This is a genomic window from Legionella quinlivanii (genome assembly GCF_003265995.1).
GTDB classification, from domain to species: Bacteria; Pseudomonadota; Gammaproteobacteria; order Legionellales; family Legionellaceae; genus Legionella_C; species Legionella_C quinlivanii_A.
The window spans coordinates 358427-376943 of sequence record NZ_MVJN01000001.1 but is presented as its reverse complement, the minus strand read 5'-3'; the positions used below and the strand labels follow the sequence as shown (position 1 = coordinate 376943).

The following is an 18517-nucleotide window of genomic DNA, read 5'->3' as shown; positions in this document are numbered from 1 at the left end:
TCATGAACAAAATGCCTCTTTATTTTGATTATATGGCAACTACACCAGTCGATCCTAGGGTTATAGAAAAGATGCTGCATTATCTGGGAAAAGATGGCATTTTTGGTAATCCAGCTTCAACTACACATATTTATGGCCAACAGGCTCAAATGGCCGTGGAAACAGCGCGCGCACAAATTGCAGAAGCAGTTCATGCTGAACCTGGAGAAATTGTATTCACATCAGGTGCAACTGAGGCTGACAATCTGGCTATTCTTGGAGCGGCGAGATTTTATCAGCGAAAGGGCAGGCATTTAATCACATCTGTTACCGAGCATAAGGCTGTTCTTGACAGTTTTCATCAGTTGGAGCAGGAAGGTTTTCAGGTAAGCTATCTTTCGCCCCAGCCTGATGGATTGCTTTCCTTACAGGATTTGGAGCAGGCGATTACCGACGAAACCATTCTTGTTTCTATCATGCACGTCAACAATGAAATTGGTGTAGTTCAGGATATTGCAGCCATCGGCGAATTATTAAAGAACAGGGGGATTATTTTTCACGTGGATGCAGCGCAAAGCGCAGGGAAAATTGCGATTAATCTGCGTGAATTATCGGTTGATCTCATGTCATTTTCTGCTCATAAGAATTATGGACCCAAAGGGATCGGTGCATTATTCGTGCGTCAGAAACCAAGAATACGACTGCAGCCGCAAAGTTTTGGCGGCGGGCATGAGGGTGGTTTACGTTCAGGAACTCTTGCGACCCATCAGATTGTCGGCATGGGGGAAGCCTTTGCTTTAGCCGAAGCGAGCCGCGAGGTGGAACAGGAAAGAATACTTAAATTACGTGAACAATTATGGAATAACATAAAGGTTCTGCCTGATATTCATCTCAATGGCCATCCAAGACAAAGAGTGGCTGGCAATTTAAACATCACCTTTCCGGGAGTTGAAGGCGATTCACTGCTTTACGCATTGAAAGATCTGGCGGTTTCAAGTACCTCTGCCTGTGCATCCTCCAGCATGCAGCCTTCCTATGTACTGAAGGCCATCGGGTTAGATAATGAAAGCGCCTTTAGCTCGATACGCTTATCGTTAGGTCGATTTACAACAGAGGCTGAAATTATCGAAGCCTCGCAGATTATTCGTCAACAAATCTCACGGTTACATGAAATATCACCATGATCATTTATAATGAATTAGTAGAACGTTGTTTTTTTAAGCCCTGCCATGCAGGTATTCTGGATTGTAGTGAGCCATATACGGTGCATGCCAGGGCTGGCTATCCTGGCCGATCGGGGCATTTTGATCTTTACCTGCAGAGTGATTCAGGTTTGATTAAAAAAGCAAGATTTAAAGCATTTGGTAATCCTTATCTGATTGCCGGATTGGAGCTTCTCTGTGAGCAAGTGGAGAATAGTTCATTAGACGGACATCCTCACTTTGAGCATCGAGAGCTTGCGCGCAGGCTGGATTTGCCAAAAAATCAGCAGCAGCTTGTTTTTTTGATTGAAACAGGGTATCTCAGTGCTATAAATCATATGAAAGAGAAATTAGGGGTTTAAAATGAGTGTGGTGCAGCAACATGTTAACGATTCAATAATGGGGGTTTCTCTGAGCGAGGCGGCCATTAAACATTTATTAAGCTATCTTAAGACGCAAGCTGGAAGTAAAGGGGTACGTTTCTCAGTTAAAAAAACAGGTTGCTCTGGCCTTTCTTATGTCGTGGATTATGTGAATGAGACGGTCGAGGAGGATGTCAGTTTTCCTCTTAATTCGGAGTATCAGATTTATATCGATCGAAAAAGTTATCCTTATTTAAAAGGGATGCAGATTGATTATGTCAAACAGGGTTTTAATTCCAGGTTTATCTTCAATAATCCTAATCAAACGGGTCAATGCGGCTGCGGTGAAAGTTTTACTGTTGATTAAAATCTATCCCGGTTGTCACAACCGGGATACGGCAATCGTCCAAAATCCCTTATAGCCCTCATTTAATCCAATTTTACACTGTTTGATAACAAATAATTGCGAATGTTTAAATATTGGCAATTACTATTCTTAAGCTTTCTTTAGCGAATTTATGCAAAATTTGCTCCAATTAAAATTAATTAGTATAAATTTGCAACGAAATATGCAAAAAAACTTGATTAAATCTTAATTTTTTCTTAATATTTCCTTAATAAATGAGTATCTATAAAACAATGTTTACATAGTTTGTAATATTTGGTAGTATTGCGATCATGATGCTCAAAATGGGTAACTTTTTTTAATGATTCAACAGAGTCTTTGGAGAGATCAATGAGTGCAGTAATGCAAGATGTGACACAAATTAATGATGCCTTGATTCAGCAGGTAATCGGAACCGTCAAAGGGTATCTGAATGCTGTCAGCAATAAAGATAATAATCTTAACCTTTACCAACTGATTGTTGAGGAAGTAGAAGCGCCCTTATTTCGTACAGTGATGGAACTGACTCGCTATAATCAATCAAAAGCTGCTCGTGTACTTGGTGTTAGCCGCGGCACATTACGTACTAAATTAAAGCGTTATTTTGATGATGAGTTTATTGGTACCCGTGGTTAATTTCTGAAGGCTTCTGTTGAGTGTATCTTGCGAAAAATTATAGAGTGTTTTGTTTAAACTGTTTATCGCAGGATGCATTCAAGCTTATTTCAGGTTTCTCTTTATTATAAAGAGATTTTGCCAGGAGCTAATTCTGTTGACCTGTCTTCAGTATTTTCTTGCCTCTTCGTGGTCTGACTTTCTGAGTTTCTTAAATCATTCATAGATGAGCGCATGCTCTTTAGTTTTTCCTTGACAGTCTGTTCATCGGATAACGAATCTCCACTTTTTTTGCTTGTTCTTGAAAGTATTCTGAGGGTCAGAATAGCAAGTAAAATTCTTTTCACCTTTGCTCCGAAGCTTTCTGTTTTGTTCAGTCCGCTTGCTTCAGAAATCTTTTTGCAGTTTTTATAAAAATCGTTAAATGATGTGTTTCCCACTTTAAAACTTTGAAACTCTTGGCGTATCAGGCTGCAAAATTTTTTAATTCTGCGTTGATCTGGACCGGGTTTTTCGGACAGTTGCTCCAGACTGGATAATGCTGCTTTAAAATTATTGATTTTTTCGGGAGCCATAGGGGGCCTTTTATTCAGTTGCACCCGATATAGTTGTGCCTGTTCTGCGATACTCTTCTCTTTTTGCTGAAGAAGTTCGATGAAATTATTGTTATCTTTAAGCGGTTCACCTGGCACTATCTGACGAAGCCGGCTTGTTTCCTGGGCGATTTTTTCTGTGAGCTCCTCCTCTGTGTCACAGTCAGTAAAATCGGCTACGAAATGGGATAATTGTTCTTCTACTCTCTGCACATTTTGTTCTTTCTCACTTAAATTGCTATCTAAGCCATTTTTTTCCGGATTGCTCATATCTTTGATATATTGACTGGGATTATCCAGCATTTTCTCAAATTCAAGTTGTACCTTTTTACTGTGCTCTGCGCTCAAAGCTTTTCTCTTAAATCCGTCGACTGACTTTGAGAGGATAATTCTATTGAATATTGCGTCGAAAGCGCATAGAGGTATTTTTGCCAGTTCTTTATTATCCTTATGTCTTGCAAAGAATTTCGCTATCTCATTGTCCATAAATGGAAATTCACCATACGCTTTAATCGCTTTGCAAGTATCAAATCTTCCTGAGGCGAATGAATTAAGTTCGACTGAGCTTTTTGAATCCTCAGTTATTTTATTTTCTGGTAGCTTTTGTTCTAGAAGATATGCGTTTATTTTCTCAGATAAAGACATAAGATCCGCAACAGAGGCGTAATTACTCAGATATATTGTAAGTTGAGCCGTGTTTTGAAATCGCGGATGGCTAAGTGCCTCAGGGTTAACAACTTTAAAATTTCGGACATTATGTGCCCAGCTTTCCTTATTAACAAAACGTATCAGGCCAAGTAAGGTTTCTTGATCCAGGCTGCCTATTTCATTTAAATTGATATGCAGTTTAAAAGAGGCATCTTTAAAATTCTCTACGTCATAACCTGATGTATTTATAAAATTAGTTGTAAATTTGTGTATGAACCGAGTGAGCGGGTCACGTTGAGCGAGATCTTGATATGAATTGAAATGGATTCTCTGATATTGGCTTTGCAGTGGTGCGTTCATATCTCTATTGGAGGGGGATATGTACGTAAACGCGTTTTCTATATAGCAGTCAGGAGTTTCTCTTTGTATTTTTTTGAAAAACTCATCCCTAGTAAGCGAGCGGAATTGTTTTTTAGGAGCCATGTTTTTAGAAACTAAAGGACATTGTCAGTTAATTATAGTATCAATGTGCCTTTTTCACTGAATAAAGCTTGTTTTGAAAAAGATTTTACTGGTTTTCCAAAACCCAGTTTGCTATGATGATGATCAAAGTCGGTTAGGCAATCGCTCTTTGCTTTGCAAGGGGAGGAAAGTCCGGGCTCCATAGGACAAAGTGCCAGGTAACGCCTGGGAGGCGTGAGTCTACGGAAAGTGCCACAGAAAATATACCGCCATGAAAATGGTAAGGGTGAAATGGTGCGGTAAGAGCGCACCGCGCAACTGGCAACAGTTGTGGCAGGGCAAACCCCACTTGGAGCAAGACCAAATAGGAATCCATCCGGTTTACCGGAACGTATGGTCCGTACGGGATTCGGGTAGGTCGCTTGAGGCATTCGGTGACGAATGTCCCAGATGAATGATTGTCCCTGACAGAACCCGGCTTATCGACCGACTTTTTTCACCTCTGTTTAGCCTGCGAAGCAGCATTATCCCGTCTCGGAGGCTCGCAATCATGGTTTAAGCTTGATTATGTTCAACCCAGGCTTTACTATCGGAATCCTGAATTCCTGAACAATAGAAACTTATGATTTTATGCCTCGATGTGGGAAACTCTCATATATATGGTGGGGTCTTTGCAGGGGATGAAATCCGCTTGCGATTTCGTCATACATCCAAAGCCTGTACATCAGATGAGTTCGGTATTTTTTTGAAAACGGTCTTGCGTGAGAATCAGTGCTCCCCTGAAGCCATTAAGCAAATCGCTATTTGCTCAGTTGTACCGCAACTGGACTATTCTCTGCGTTCTGCTTGTCTTAAATACTTTACTGTCGACCCTTTTTTTCTGCAGGCCGGCGTAAAAACAGGACTCAATATCAAGTATCGAAATCCTCTGGAAGTAGGTGCAGACAGGATTGCCAATGCCATTTCGGCAGCACATATTTATCCTGGTAAAAACATTATTGTGATTGATTTTGGCACAGCAACCACGTTCTGTGTGATTACTGCACATAAATTTTATCTGGGAGGAGCTATTCTTCCGGGAATGCGTTTGTCGGTCGATGCACTTTCCAATAATACGGCTAAATTACCGGCGGTAGAAATTGTAAAAATGAACCAGGCTGTTGGCCGTTCCACCATTGAAAGTATTCAGTCGGGCGTTTATTTTGGTGCTATCGGGGCTTGCCGCGAACTAATACACCGGATAAAAGCTGAATCCTTTCATGATGAAGAAGTGTTAGTACTGGCTACTGGCGGTTTTGCTTCCTTGTTTGAAAAGCAAAATATTTATGATCATCTGGTACCAGACCTGGTATTGCAGGGCATTCGCCTGGCCGCCTTAATGAATCAATCGATGTAGTTCCTTTGTCCCTGATATCACCCGTCTGTAATCAATCATTTCCGGCAGGCGGAAATCTATTTATGATTTGGCACTGTGCCATATTTAAAATGGATTTCCGCCTGCGCGTGCGCAAAAAATTGTCTTTGCGAGCATTAGCGAAGCAATCCAGATCCCGGCTTTGTTCAGGTTTCGATCTGGATTGCTTCACTTTGTTCGCAAAGACGACATGTTTGTTGCTTGGTTCTATTTACGCAACAATGCCGCGCGGAAAAGACAAAGCTTGAATAAAGGAAAATGAGCAATTCGAAAGAATCCTTCAGTCTTTGAAGGCCTACTACCTGCACCGAGCAACCTTCTGCCGCTCCATAAAAAAATCAACCTGCCCACCACTTGGTCAAAAATATCTCTCCCTATTAAAAATTAAACAAAATTTGTTGACGAGAGGGATTTTGTGTTTCTATAGTGTAAGAAAGTGGTGTAAAATACTAAAAAAGTGGAGAATTGTGGGGTAGCCTGCAAAATTAATCATGTTTCGTGGCATAACGTCTTTGACAATCGATGCGAAGGGTCGTATAGCGGTTCCAACACGTTACCGTGAAGCATTGGACAACGCAGGCAATGCCTCTTTAGTCATCACTATTGATACTGAAGAAACCTGTCTTTTGCTGTATCCCGCTGCACAATGGCAAGTTATTGAAGATAAATTGCAGAGTTTGCCAAGTTTTAACGCGGCTGCAAGGCGTATTCAGCGTTTGCTGATTGGGCATGCAACTGATGTTGATGTAGATAACAATGGACGATTATTATTGCCTCCTTTGCTGCGTGAATACGCAGGACTCGAAAAGCATGCAGTAATGATTGGCCAGGGCAATAAGTTTGAGATTTGGAATGATAAGACTTGGGAAGAAAAACGTGAAAGCTGGTTAGCTGAGGAAGCCTCTCAGCACGACGTCTTACCAGATGAAATGAAAACATTTTCTTTATAGTGGAACAAAATGCATCAATCAGTCTTATTAGAAGAATCGATAAATGGTTTGGCAATCAATCCGGACGGTGTCTATATTGATGCCACTTTTGGCCGGGGAGGGCATAGTCGTGCAATTCTCGAACGCTTGTCTGAACAAGGCCGATTGATTGCGATTGATAAAGATCCTGAGGCTATTCAGTTTGCCAGTGAAGTATTTGCCCAGGAAAAACGCTTTGAGATTTTCCACGGTTCGTTTGCTGATATGAACATTTTTGCAGAAAAAGCAGGCGTTAGTGGTGCTGTAGATGGGGTGTTAATGGATTTGGGAGTGTCATCTCCGCAGTTAGATGACGCTGAGAGGGGGTTTAGTTTTTTAAAAGAAGGCCCTCTGGATATGCGAATGAACCTGCATCAGAAACTTGATGCCGCAACCTTTGTTAATCGTACCGACGAGCAGGAAATGAAGGAGGTGTTCAGGAAGTACGGAGAGGAGCGTTTTGCAGGAAGGATTGCGCGGGCGATAGTGGCAGCCCGCCAGCAATCCCCTATATTGACTACTCAGGCACTGGCCGAGATCGTCAAGGCTGCAAATCCAAAATGGGAAAAACATAAGCATCCTGCAACAAGAGTATTCCAGGCAATACGTATTTATATCAATGATGAATTAAGCGATTTGGAAAAAGCGCTCAAATCATCTGTTGATGTGTTAAAGATCGGGGGGCGTCTGGCGGTTATCAGTTTCCACTCCCTGGAAGATCGAATAGTGAAGCAGTTTATGAAGGCAATGGAGGAAGGCAATAGACCGCCTCCCGGTGTGCCTGTGAAATACAATGAGATTGTAAAAAAATTCAGACGAGTAGGTAAGGCGATTATGCCGGAAGAAAATGAGATTAAAGAGAATATCAGATCCCGTAGTGCGGTCCTTAGAATAGGAGAGAAGTTGTCATGAATGCCGCAGCCAGAGCGATAAATCAAAGCAATTTATTTACTGGACAATTATCTGAAATGCGCTTATCCAAACAGATGAGTTTGATAATAACTTTGCTAATCAGTGTGCTCTTAAGTGCACTGGCAGTAGTTTATATTACCAATGAACATCGATTACGCTTTGATTATTTGCAGCAATTAGAGCAAAATAACCACCAATTGCAATTACAGTGGGGACAGTTACTTTTGGAACAGGCAAGCTTGGCTACTCCGGCGCGCGTTGAGCAATTGGCTATCGAAAAATTACGTATGCGTTTACCGGCAGATAAACAAACCTTTGTATTAAAGCCGCGATGAAAAAAAACGGACACCGTTTACGGTTAATCACCGTTTCAGGCTTTTTTGTTCTCATTCTGGGTGTCCTGGTCTGGAGAATGCTTGACCTCACTGTCCTGCACAGACAATTTCTTAAAGGGCAGGGTGATGCCAGAAGTTTAAGAGTTCAGGATATTCCTGCGTATCGGGGAATGATAACCGATCGTAACGGTACGCCGCTCGCTGTCAGTACCCCTGTTCAATCTGTTTGGGTTAATCCCAAAGAATTTTCTCCTACCCCTCAGCAACTTGCAACATTGTCCAAAATAACCGGCATTCCCGCCAAAACACTAAAAGCACGAGTTGAGAAAGCCAAAAGCCGGGAGTTTCTTTATTTACAACGTCAGTTACCCCCTATGCTTGCCAAGGAGATTGAAGTATTAAAAATCCCAGGTGTCAATTTCCAGCAGGAATTTAAACGCTACTACCCGGAAGGGGACAGTACTGCGCAGTTAATTGGTTTTACCAATATTGATGATGCCGGAATTGAAGGAATGGAACTGGCGTATCAGGACTGGCTAATGGGCGTTCCTGGCAAAAAGCGGGTTGTGAAGGATAGAACAGGCCATATTGTTGAAGTATTAGGAATCCTCAAGGAACCTAAACCCGGACATGATTTGGTTTTGAGTATCGATCGCCGTATCCAGTACCTTGCGCATCATGAATTAAAAAATACAATGGAGAAATTTGCCGCTCGCAGCGGTTCGGTCGTAGTGGTTGATACTCAAACAGGTGAAATTCTGGCAACCGCTAATTATCCCTCGTTTAATCCTAATGCCAGAGCTAACTATTCCCGGGATAGTTATCGTAATAAGGCGATCACCGATACCTTTGAACCCGGCTCAGTTATCAAACCCTTCAGCATTGCCAGTGCGCTTGGCAGCGGTCTGGTAACGCCGGCTACAATTATTGATACCCGTCCGAGCTGGATGATTGTTCATGGACATACTATACGAGATGTTCATAATTATGGCGTACTTGATGTAACAGGAGTTTTAGAACATTCAAGTAACGTCGGGGTGACCAAAATGGTGCTCTTAAGTCCTCCAGAGCAATTACTTGGGCTATTACAGCGCAGTGGTTTTGGCCAAAGAACAGAGAGCGGTTATCCAGGGGAAAGCGATGGGGCGATTGTCAAGCCTAAAGATGCCAATCCTTTCGTTTTAGCGACCGTCAGTTTTGGATATGGACTATCAGTGACCCCCCTGCAATTGGCCAAAGCCTATCTGATATTTGCCAATCATGGCAATTTGCTGCCTGTTACTTTGTTGCATAATCCCGATTATCACCCGAGCGTCGAAAAGGTAATTGACGAGAAAACTGCCAATGATGTTCTGGCTATGATGGAGGCCGTTATGGTCGAGGGCACGGGTAAGGCAGCCCAGATTCCAGGCTATCGTGTAGCTGGTAAAACAGGAACCGCCCGAATCGCTGGAAAAAATGGCTATGAGGCCAATCGGCATATAGCCAGCTTCGTTGGTATCGCTCCAGCATCGCGTCCTCGACTGGTTGTGGTTGTAGTAATTCATGAGCCGACTAAAAATGGTTATTATGGGGCAGCGGTCGCAGCACCCTTATTTGCAAAAGTAATGTCAGGCGCCTTACGCACTCTGGATATTCCGCCCGATATAACAACAGGCTAAGTCAAATGAAACTCAATAAACTCCTCTGTCCCTGGATTGACGATGTAATATCTGAATTGGAAATAACTGGTATCAGCAATGATAGCAGGTCAGTTAAGGCTGGTGATTTATTTATAGCCTACCCGGGTCATGCGTCAGATGGACGACAGTTTATTCCACAAGCTGTAAAGAATGGGGCTGCTGCAGTTCTTTTTGATCCTCAAGGGTGGAAGATTTCCGAACCTGACACGTCTACTGTGTATATTCCACTCGCTAATCTTGTATCAAAGCAGGCTGAACTGGCTGCCCGATTTTATCAAAACCCTTCGGACAGCCTCTACGTTACCGGAGTCACTGGAACGAATGGTAAAACAACAATTGCCTATCAGTTAGCACAGGCGCATGAGCTTCTTTCTGCAAAATCGGCTTATATCGGCACTTTGGGCTTTGGAAAAGCGGATGAACTGCAATCACTGGCAAATACCACGCCTGATGCATTTTGTCTGCAACAGCTATTCAGTCAATTTCGTCAATCCGATATTAGCCAGGTGTGTATGGAGGTATCTTCACATGCTCTTGATCAGGGACGCACTGATTGCATTCGTTTTTCTCAGGGGATTTTTACCAACTTAACTCATGATCACCTTGATTATCATCACACCATGGATGAGTATGCAGAGGCCAAAGCAAAACTGTTTGCGTTTCCAGAGTTAAAGTGGGCCATTGTAAATCAGGATGATAAGTATACCCCACAAATCCTGAAATCGGTTTCTGCAGATTGCCAGTTGTTAAGCTATGGTGTTCATCAGCAGGCAGATGTCAGAGCTACTGAACATGAAATCAGTCTGACAGGAACCCGAATTAGGCTGAACTCCCCTTGGGGAAGCCATGAATTGCAGATAAGAGCTTTAGGATATTTTAATATTTACAATGCCCTGGCTATATTTTCCAGCCTTATGGCTGCAGGCTATCCCGTGTCTGAAGTGGTTGATACGATGTCTAAACTTCGAGCCGCTCCAGGCCGTATGGAGATTGTAAGCCAGGAACCCTATACCATTGTGGATTATGCACATACACCGGATGCTCTGAAAAACGTTCTTGAAACCTTAAATGGTGTTAAAAAGGGTAAAATCATTGCGGTGTTTGGCTGCGGCGGCGACAGAGATAAAACGAAACGCCCCATTATGGGGCAAATTGCCAGTGACAATGCGGATATTGTGATTATGACCAGCGATAATCCACGTACCGAAGACCCTGTGCAAATTCTTGATGAAATTGAGCAAGGCATTCATAAACGAGACAATTTATATAAAATTGCCAACAGGGAAGAAGCAATCGCCAAAGCAGTCAGTCTTGCTTCAGCTGATGATATCGTGTTGGTGGCTGGAAAAGGGCATGAATCCTATCAGCAAGTTGGCAGCATACGCCATCATTTTTCTGATCAGGAAGTCTTGAATCGCTATGTGAATAGAACTGAATGAGAGTCATTAATAAATTATTGCAGATTGGCCCTTGGTCCATAGCGGTCAGGCTAAGAATATCAGATCCCCTCTCCACCGCGCGCAGCGTGGGGGAGAGGGTTAGGGAGAGGGGGCTATAATAAGGTCGTGTTGCGATTCATTAATCATTTTTCTGTGGCTATGGTTTATTGTCACAACAAAGTGGAATCACTAGCGTGATAAATTTTTTAACCCCCTCACCCTACCCTCTCCCCCACGCTACGCGCGGTGGAGAGGGGATAAATTACTTATCCTGACGGCTATGGGCCAAGGGCCCAACTTACATGCTTTCTTAAAACAATCGCTGATTTCTCATAATACTAAATGACTTTGCATCCATCTCGGCGGATTCCCCATCCAGAAAATAAGCCACATCATCTCGGGCACCGGTTTGCTGATAGTCGCCACCCCATTCGAGGACTGCCCATTTGATTAGGGGATTGAAAATATTGTGATCCCATTCAAAGGCAGCATGTCTGCTTGCTTCAGCCAGATTAATTTTTACAAATTCTTCCTGATCCGCTGCATCGGACTTATTCTTAAATTCGGCAAAACTTTTGGCATCCATTTCGGCCGTTTCCGGATTTACAAAATAGGCAATGTCTTTTCTTGGGGGCAGAGCTTGCGGACCACCAAATTTTTGCCCAACACTGGCGCATTTGACTACTAGCCAACCAATGGCAAATTTGCCGATTTTGTGATCCCATTCCAAGGCTACATAAGTCATAATCAGTTTATCCTTATCTAATTTTTCCATGAACTATTTGAAAAAGAGATATTTTTTATCTTTTAATCAAACATTATAAAATGTAGACAAGAAGTAAAGGATTGTCGACTTCTGATTTAATTTCCAACACCAGCAATTCGCTGCAGTTCAGCAAGTTTACCGGTAGCCATTTGATAACGATCAAAATCATGCCTTGGTGGATGTGCCTTGCGTAGCTGCAAAAAGGCTGTTTGCGGATCTGCAGCTTGTTTAAGCGCAAGAGTTTCCGGCTCGGGGTTATACAGGGCTAAGGCTAACTCCTCCCAGGTCTTTGCTGCCGGTTCATCCATAAAAACCTGCTTTTCCGGAAGAGGACTAAAGGGAAGATGATACAATGTATGTAATTTGCCGCTGAGTATTTGTATCGCCCGCAATTTCGCTTCGATGCTATGGCCGGCAATGTGTGGAGTGTTAACTGTGGCCATTTTGATAATCTCGGGATTTATCGCGGGTTCATTACTGTATACATCGGTGCAATAAATTAGCCCTGGTCGTTTTAATAGAGATTGTTCATTAACGATATGTCCTCTGGCGGCATTAATAATAATCCCTTGCGGGTTGAAGGCATTAAAAAATGGGTCATCCAGAAGGTGAAAACTGGGGTAGGGAGCAGTCGTGTGTAAATTCGCATGGATGGTTATAAGATCGGCGTCAAATAACTCATGGTAGCCGCAGCTTTTAAAGCCGGTATCAGAAGCGGCCTTCAGAGGATCGTAGGCTAATACCTGAAACCCCAACATCTTCAAACGTCGGCTGACTTTTGAACCGACCACACCAGCGCCAATCACCACCGCATTCTTACCGGTAAAATTTCGATTCTTTTTTAACCAGGCAATACTGCAAACGACATAATCCGCAACCGCTTGTGCATTACAACCTTTTGCATCGAGTAATTCAATCCCAAGTTGGGCCAGCAAAACGCTATCGATATGATCGGTGCCACTACTGGCTGTCGCCACATATTTGACCCGATGTTTTTTAAAAAGGGCCTCGTTGACCTTCAATGTGGCTCGACAAAGAAGGATTTCCTGTCCTGCCAGCAAATGAGGGATATGGCTTTGATCTTCATAAACTGTCAGATTAAAAGGCGCTGGGAAAGCGGCCTTCAAATTGGGGAGTGATGCGTCGGCTAGTATGTTCATAAATGAAAAACAGCGACCAGCAGACGAAGAGAATAATTCATAAGCGGATTGAGAATCCAGCTCAGAGCGCCAGTGATCAGCAACAGAAGCACAATTAAAAATCCATAGGGTTCAATTTTCTGAAATTTCATTGCGGCTCGGGGTGATAATAGACTCATTACCACTTTACTTCCATCCATCGGGGGAATAGGCAGCAGATTAAAGAAACAAAGCAGCAGGTTTATGATCATTCCGGCTCTTGCGGCCAATAATAGAAACAGGGCATAGCTAGTGCGCTGCGGGTCAAGATAAAACGAAAGTTTAAAACAAATGGCCCAGAATATTGCCATGACCAGATTAGACAAGGGACCTGCCAAAGTGACTAAAGCGAGATCACGGCGCGGATTGCGCATACGAGAGGGCATAATGGGCACAGGTTTTGCCCAGCCAAAAACAAAACTGAATTTGCTTAGAGTTAATACCAGCAGAGGAACAATAATAGTTCCAAACAGATCGATATGTCTAATGGGATTAAAACTGAGCCGCCCTTCCTGCTCAGCAGTTCGATCGCCACATAATGAAGCAACCCAAGCATGTGAGGCTTCATGAATGGTTATAGCCAGCAAAACAGGAATAATCCAAATAGCGATTTGCTGTATCGTAGATAATTCTGGCATGAGAAACGCTGATAAAAAGAGAGAGTTTAACTCGCAATGACAACAGGAACAAGATCATAAGCTGCCTGCATTTAGCTTAGCTAAACCGGTGAGAGGATTTTTTTGTCATTTCCAGGGGAGTTAAGTATAATCAGCCCAGCCGAAGATTCAGGAGTATAAGGCATTGCGCAAATTAGTGATTTGGTCAGGGCTAGTTATTTTATCCCTGATATTTTTTGCCTCAGGCATTAGCCAGTTACCGGTGATTGACAGGGATGAGGCGCATTTTGCACAAGCCAGTCGTCAAATGCTCCAATCAGGTAACTTTTTTCAAATCCGCTTCCAGGATAGAACACGCTTTCAGAAACCGCCCGGAATAAATTGGCTTCAGGCTGGCAGTGTAAAATTATTCAGTGAACCTGATGCAAACCAGATTTGGCCTTATCGGATTCCTTCTGTTTTAGGGGCGTTAATTGCCGTATTGGCAACTTTTTATTTTGGTTCACGTCTGTTGAATGAACGCTCCGGATTGATTGCCGCGCTATTGCTGGCCTCTTGCCTTTTGCTTGTGGTTGAGGCGCATATGGGGGTAATTGATGCCGCGCTTCTTGCCACTGTGGTGTTAATGCAGGGTGCCCTGTGGCTGATTTATCAGGCAAGCGCTGATAATACCAGGATTCACTGGGCCTGGCCTTTATGTTTCTGGCTGGCAATGACTGCGGGGCTGGTCCTGAAAGGAGTTACCCCTTTAGTAGGATTTCTGTCGATAGCGGCCCTTTGTCTGGTCGATAAAAATATTCGCTGGTTACGCAATCTACGGCCGTTTACAGGCTTATTGATTCTCATTTCTCTGACCTTGATCTGGGTTATCCTGGTCAATCAGGCTGAGCACAGCAACTACCTAATGCAAATGATTCATAAGGACCTGTTACCCAAGCTGAAGGGCGGACATGAATCACACGGAAAGCCTCCTCTTTTTCATTTGGCTATCCTGCCATTAACTTTTTGGCCCGCTTCTCTTTTTTTATGGCCTACTGCAGCTTATGCGTTCAGGCATCGGCATGAAAAGGCAGTGAGATTTCTATTGAGCTGGGTCATTCCCAGCTGGCTTTTTTTTGAAATCATGCCAACCAAGTTGCCCCAGTATATTCTTCCCGTTTTTCCGGCTTTGGCGCTGTTAGCAGCAATGGCGATTGATTCTTTAATCAATATGAAAAAAACTGGTCTGCAAGAGGGAAGAGCTTCGGCTAATCGCTGGCTTAAATTCCTGCAAAGCCTTTGGGGAATATTATCTATTGGGCTTGTGATATTCCTGACCATTATCTCCTATGTCTTTTTAAACCACAGCAGCTGGCCCGCTGTTTCAATACTATTTTGCGGGATAACATTCGCAGTGGTAACCGTGTATTTCATTTTCAGACAAGCTTATTATCAGACCCTCGCTTCGCTGCTTATTATGGCGAGTGTGGTGTATTTTCTGAGCTTTAATCGAATTTTGCCGGAGCTCGAGCCGCTTTGGATTACGCCTAAAATCGCTGAGCTGGCTTTAAAACATGCAGTCAACTCCGATAATCCCTTAATTGCAGTAGGTTTTGATGAGCCCAGTCTTGTTTTCAATCTGAATACCAACTGGATAAAATTTGCCGATAGTGCCGATGCTATTTCCTCTTTGGAAAAAAATCCAAGGCAGTTGCTCCTGGTTGATGACAAGACATTTGCTCAATGGACTATCGCTTTTGATTCTTTTGGCGTTATTGCAAGACTGCGTGGTTTTAACTATAGTAAAGGCCGATGGCTCAATCTTTTTCTCATCGGGCCTAAAAATAAAGAGAGTAATGATGTCTCCGTGTAACAAAATAATGTCTTTTTTTATCAAACCCTGGGTAATGGTGTTAGCAGTAAGTTTGATTGCCTTTTGCTTTTTCTTTATAGATAAACCGCTGGCAGAATTTTTCTTTGATATTGATCTGCGCCATAATTACCAATTTCTGGAGTTATTCACCAAACTGGGGGCGGGTTTCTTTTATTTTTCAGCTTTTATATTAGGAATATTCATTTTTAGGTATATTAGGGTTAATACAGACTGGGAAGCGAAATGCTGGTTTCTATTGCTGTGTGTATTAGTACCCAGCTCAATTTGCGGGTTTCTGAAAGTAGTATTAGGACGTGCCAGGCCCAGTATGCTGCTTGAAGGCCAATACTTTGGCTTTTATGGTTTTCAAACACATTCCCCCTTCTGGTCTTTTCCGTCTGGTCATACGACCACTATAATGTCGGTTGCTGCCGGTTTAAGTCTTTTATACCCACGTTCCAGCTCTTATGTGCTGACTGTAGGATTTTTAGTCGCCGTTTCGAGAATTATATTAAACCACCATTACTTAAGCGACGTGCTGGCTGCTACTTATCTGGTGTTTATAGAACTTGCCGCATTGCTCTGGGTTTTACGCAAACAGAAATGGTTGGAGTCTGCCTGGCAAAACCCTCAGTGCAGTATGTATGGAGGCAGCAGGACAATGAGTCAGTAATATAGTAAGGGAGTGACTTTTGAAACAACCTATAAATTTATCAGTAATTATTCCTGTATATAATGAAGAGGATAATGTTGAAGTACTTTTTCATGAACTAGTGAATGTTTTGGAAAAAGATGATTATTGCTTTGAGGTCATTTTTGTTGATGACGGCAGCAATGATGAGACTGTCAGTCGTTTATTGAAGCTGGCAGCAGAGGATGAGCGATTGCAACTGGTACGGCACAGGGTTAACTGTGGTCAGAGTGCTGCTCTGGTTAGCGGGGCAAAGGCAGCGCGCTATGAATTTTTAGTGACGCTTGATGGCGACGGCCAAAATGATCCTAATGATATTCCTGCGCTTTGCGGCTTTATTGAAGACCACAAAACGGTGGTGCTTGGAAATCGAAAGCGACGAGACGATAACCTGATTCGCCGCATTTCCTCCCGTATAGGCAATGGCGTGCGTCAGACTATTCTGCGTGATAGTTGTCCTGACACAGGTTGCAGTCTGAAACTGTTCCCCAGGAGTGCATTTTTAAATTTGCCTCATTTTAATCATTTACATCGCTATTTACCGGCATTATTTTTAAGAGCTGGATACAGGTTGGTGAACGTGCCTGTTAACCACCGCCCGAGAAGACATGGTGTATCAAAATATGGGGTCATGAACCGATTATTTGTTGGTATTTACGATCTGGTTGGGGTGCGCTGGCTATTGAAGAGACCCTGTTCGCCGGAGGTTATCAATAATGAACTCTGAGTCAATCTGGCTATGTGTGGGATTAGTCGGGCAAGGCATTTTTTCTGCCCGATTTTTTATTCAATGGCTAATAAGTGAAAAAGAAAAGCGAAGTGTTATTCCGGTGGCTTTCTGGTATTTAAGCTTATTAGGCGGTATCACTTTATTAATGTATTCAATTTATAAAAAAGATCCGGTGTTCATCCTGGGGCAGTCCACCGGTGTGTTTATTTATTTAAGAAATCTTTATTTAATTCAACGGGAAAGAGTCGCGCGGCAATTAAAAACAACGGGGTGAGGTACATTCAGTCCGGTTTGCTATGTATTTCCGTCATTGCTTCGCGGCGTCCACAATGACGGGCTTGAATTAAGCTTCGGTAATCTCGATCATCTTCCTCAATGCTTTTTTAGCATTATCAATCACCCATTGCTGATCATTAAGCTGCAGGCGCTGACGTAAGCCAGTAAACTCATTGACTACGTCACCCGCTTTCACTTCATTGTATGCCATTTCTTTGCCTTGCCTTAGCAAATCAACAAGCCCAATCAAATGAGGGGGATCATTTCTCGACATCGTTGCGCAGCCGCAGCCAATGCCTTTGGCATCATCAGGTTTAGGGGCTTCGGCGAGATTCACTACCTGAATGCCTAAGTTTTTACAATGTTGTTTTACATTTTCTACCATATGGTTTTCTGTACCGATGGCATAACGTTTGGTGCCAGCACGATCATTTACAACATAATCCCAAATGAATGCTGTAGAGCCAGCCTCCTGTGCCGCGCGAATCACTTCGTTTCGGCATTCGGGATGCACCACTGTGGCATAGCCTTGCGAGTGCCAGTAATCACACATATAAGCCTGATAGTGAGTATGAACAGCGCATTGACTGGAAAATAGTATTAACTCGGCTTTATCAAAAGTATCGAGTGTGGCCTTATCCTGAGCTTCCAATGAGTATTGGGCACCGGCAGTTCCGCCTGGCCAATAAGCCAAATTTTTAATTCCCAGCCAGTAGGCTACATTTTCACCCATATGCTGATCTGGTATGAACAGGATCTTCTTATTTTGAGCGCGAGCCCATTGGAAGATTTTTTTTACGTTTGAACTGGTACAAACCGCGCCTCCCTGTGCCCCGGTCATGGCCTTAACCCGTCCTGAGGTGTTCATATAGCAAACCGGTAAAATATTTTCAGCCCCATACCGTTCATTAAGATCCAGAAAGGCAGGCTCGACCATAAAGTCTTTAGCCAGCATTTCCATCGTACAACCCGATTTAGGGTTGGTAATATAAACATGTTGATTGTCATTGGCGAGAATACTTATTGACTCCGCCATAAAATGCACGGCAGACTCAATAATAACCGACTTCTGGGGGTTTTGCGCTGCCATTAATGCCAGCTGGTAGGAATCCCCAATCTGGCCGCCGAATTGTTCCACAAGCCTGACAATATCTCCACCCATATAATAATGCGCTAACAGCAGCAGGCGCTCGCCAAAATGGGACTGCGCTTTTTGCATATATGGCTTCATCCAGGCAAGTACTGTGGTAAGCTTGCGATCAGCTAATGCCTGATACTCCTCGGCATAGGGAATGAAATCTTCCTGATACCAGTCCAGCGGATAATCACTTTGACAGATACTCATGTCATTGGTGATACGCATAATACTTTTTTCAGGTTGGTAAATGGATGAATAACCGAACATTACTAC

At 43.1% G+C, this 18517-nt stretch carries 19 protein-coding genes and 1 other RNA gene; 15 read left to right on the top strand and 5 right to left on the bottom strand.

From position 1 onward, the window contains the following. Positions 1 to 2 precede the first annotated feature (2 nt). The 4 genes from B1207_RS01555 (at position 3) to B1207_RS01540 (ending at position 2564) form a co-directional block, all read left to right on the top strand. Complete coding sequence (locus B1207_RS01555) at positions 3 to 1163, top strand: IscS subfamily cysteine desulfurase (protein WP_112218230.1); 1161 nt, start codon at positions 3 to 5, stop codon at positions 1161 to 1163. Continuing rightward, complete coding sequence (locus tag B1207_RS01550; RefSeq protein WP_112218229.1) at positions 1160 to 1543, top strand: iron-sulfur cluster assembly scaffold protein; 384 nt, start codon at positions 1160 to 1162, stop codon at positions 1541 to 1543. Before B1207_RS01555 ends, B1207_RS01550 begins: the two co-directional genes overlap by 4 nt. 1 nt (position 1544) lies before the next feature. After that, positions 1545 to 1910 (top strand): HesB/IscA family protein, encoded by a 366-nt coding sequence (locus B1207_RS01545; RefSeq protein WP_112218228.1) that lies wholly within the window; start codon positions 1545 to 1547, stop codon positions 1908 to 1910. A gap of 369 nt (positions 1911 to 2279) precedes the next feature. After that, the gene (locus B1207_RS01540) at positions 2280 to 2564 is read left to right on the top strand and encodes a helix-turn-helix domain-containing protein (RefSeq protein ID WP_058508063.1); all 285 of its coding nucleotides are present in this window, start codon (positions 2280 to 2282) and stop codon (positions 2562 to 2564) included. A gap of 104 nt (positions 2565 to 2668) precedes the next feature. Here B1207_RS01540 and B1207_RS01535 read toward each other — a convergent pair whose 3' ends face one another. After that, the gene (locus B1207_RS01535; protein ID WP_146739994.1) at positions 2669 to 4267 is read right to left on the bottom strand and encodes a hypothetical protein; all 1599 of its coding nucleotides are present in this window, start codon (positions 4265 to 4267) and stop codon (positions 2669 to 2671) included. 125 nt (positions 4268 to 4392) lie between these two features. Between B1207_RS01535 and rnpB the strand changes: the two genes are divergently transcribed. The 7 genes from rnpB to B1207_RS01500 all read left to right on the top strand — a co-directional run bounded on the left by rnpB (position 4393) and on the right by B1207_RS01500 (position 10996). After that, positions 4393 to 4744, top strand: an RNA gene (rnpB, locus tag B1207_RS01530) — RNase P RNA component class A. Between the two features lie 124 nt (positions 4745 to 4868). Then, entirely contained in the window at positions 4869 to 5642 is a 774-nt protein-coding gene (locus B1207_RS01525; protein ID WP_112218226.1) for a type III pantothenate kinase, read from the top strand. A gap of 509 nt (positions 5643 to 6151) precedes the next feature. Further along, the gene (gene mraZ, locus B1207_RS01520) at positions 6152 to 6610 is read left to right on the top strand and encodes a division/cell wall cluster transcriptional repressor MraZ (protein ID WP_112218225.1); all 459 of its coding nucleotides are present in this window, start codon (positions 6152 to 6154) and stop codon (positions 6608 to 6610) included. Between the two features lie 9 nt (positions 6611 to 6619). Then, entirely contained in the window at positions 6620 to 7540 is a 921-nt protein-coding gene (rsmH, locus tag B1207_RS01515) for a 16S rRNA (cytosine(1402)-N(4))-methyltransferase RsmH (RefSeq protein WP_112218224.1), read from the top strand. After that, entirely contained in the window at positions 7537 to 7875 is a 339-nt protein-coding gene (ftsL, locus tag B1207_RS01510; RefSeq protein ID WP_058508058.1) for a cell division protein FtsL, read from the top strand. Before rsmH ends, ftsL begins: the two co-directional genes overlap by 4 nt. Continuing rightward, a complete protein-coding gene (locus B1207_RS01505; RefSeq protein ID WP_112218223.1) occupies positions 7872 to 9536 on the top strand; it encodes a peptidoglycan D,D-transpeptidase FtsI family protein in 1665 nt (554 codons plus the stop codon). The genes ftsL and B1207_RS01505 overlap by 4 nt, the downstream gene beginning before the upstream one ends. Before the next feature lie 5 nt (positions 9537 to 9541). Next, positions 9542 to 10996: a UDP-N-acetylmuramoyl-L-alanyl-D-glutamate--2,6-diaminopimelate ligase gene (locus B1207_RS01500; RefSeq protein WP_112218222.1), complete on the top strand. Its 1455-nt coding sequence runs from the start codon at positions 9542 to 9544 to the stop codon at positions 10994 to 10996. A gap of 310 nt (positions 10997 to 11306) precedes the next feature. Here the strand turns inward: B1207_RS01500 and B1207_RS01495 are convergent, their stop codons facing one another. The 3 genes from B1207_RS01495 to B1207_RS01485 all read right to left on the bottom strand — a co-directional run bounded on the left by B1207_RS01495 (position 11307) and on the right by B1207_RS01485 (position 13578). Next, positions 11307 to 11771 (bottom strand): hypothetical protein, encoded by a 465-nt coding sequence (locus B1207_RS01495; protein ID WP_112218221.1) that lies wholly within the window; start codon positions 11769 to 11771, stop codon positions 11307 to 11309. An 86-nt stretch (positions 11772 to 11857) separates the two neighbouring features. Further along, positions 11858 to 12922 (bottom strand): NAD(P)-dependent oxidoreductase, encoded by a 1065-nt coding sequence (locus B1207_RS01490; RefSeq protein WP_112218220.1) that lies wholly within the window; start codon positions 12920 to 12922, stop codon positions 11858 to 11860. Beyond that, positions 12919 to 13578, bottom strand: a complete 660-nt coding sequence (locus B1207_RS01485) for a site-2 protease family protein (protein WP_112218219.1) — start codon at positions 13576 to 13578, stop codon at positions 12919 to 12921. Before B1207_RS01485 ends, B1207_RS01490 begins: the two co-directional genes overlap by 4 nt. 163 nt (positions 13579 to 13741) lie before the next feature. On the opposite strand from B1207_RS01485, the gene B1207_RS01480 reads away from it, so the two are divergent. The 4 genes from B1207_RS01480 to B1207_RS01465 are packed head-to-tail and all read left to right on the top strand — an operon-like array spanning position 13742 to position 17104. Next, entirely contained in the window at positions 13742 to 15409 is a 1668-nt protein-coding gene (locus tag B1207_RS01480; RefSeq protein ID WP_112218218.1) for an ArnT family glycosyltransferase, read from the top strand. Beyond that, positions 15393 to 16082, top strand: coding sequence for a phosphatase PAP2 family protein (locus B1207_RS01475; protein ID WP_172458056.1), 690 nt, complete (start codon positions 15393 to 15395; stop codon positions 16080 to 16082). Before B1207_RS01480 ends, B1207_RS01475 begins: the two co-directional genes overlap by 17 nt. Before the next feature lie 19 nt (positions 16083 to 16101). Next, positions 16102 to 16827, top strand: a complete 726-nt coding sequence (locus tag B1207_RS01470) for a glycosyltransferase family 2 protein (protein ID WP_216362445.1) — start codon at positions 16102 to 16104, stop codon at positions 16825 to 16827. Beyond that, entirely contained in the window at positions 16817 to 17104 is a 288-nt protein-coding gene (locus B1207_RS01465; protein ID WP_112218216.1) for a lipid-A-disaccharide synthase N-terminal domain-containing protein, read from the top strand. Before B1207_RS01470 ends, B1207_RS01465 begins: the two co-directional genes overlap by 11 nt. A gap of 69 nt (positions 17105 to 17173) precedes the next feature. Here B1207_RS01465 and nadA read toward each other — a convergent pair whose 3' ends face one another. Then, on the bottom strand, positions 17174 to 18511 hold the full coding sequence (gene nadA / locus B1207_RS01460; protein WP_112218215.1) for a quinolinate synthase NadA: 1338 nt from the start codon (positions 18509 to 18511) through the stop codon (positions 17174 to 17176). Between the last annotated feature and the right edge of the window lie 6 nt (positions 18512 to 18517).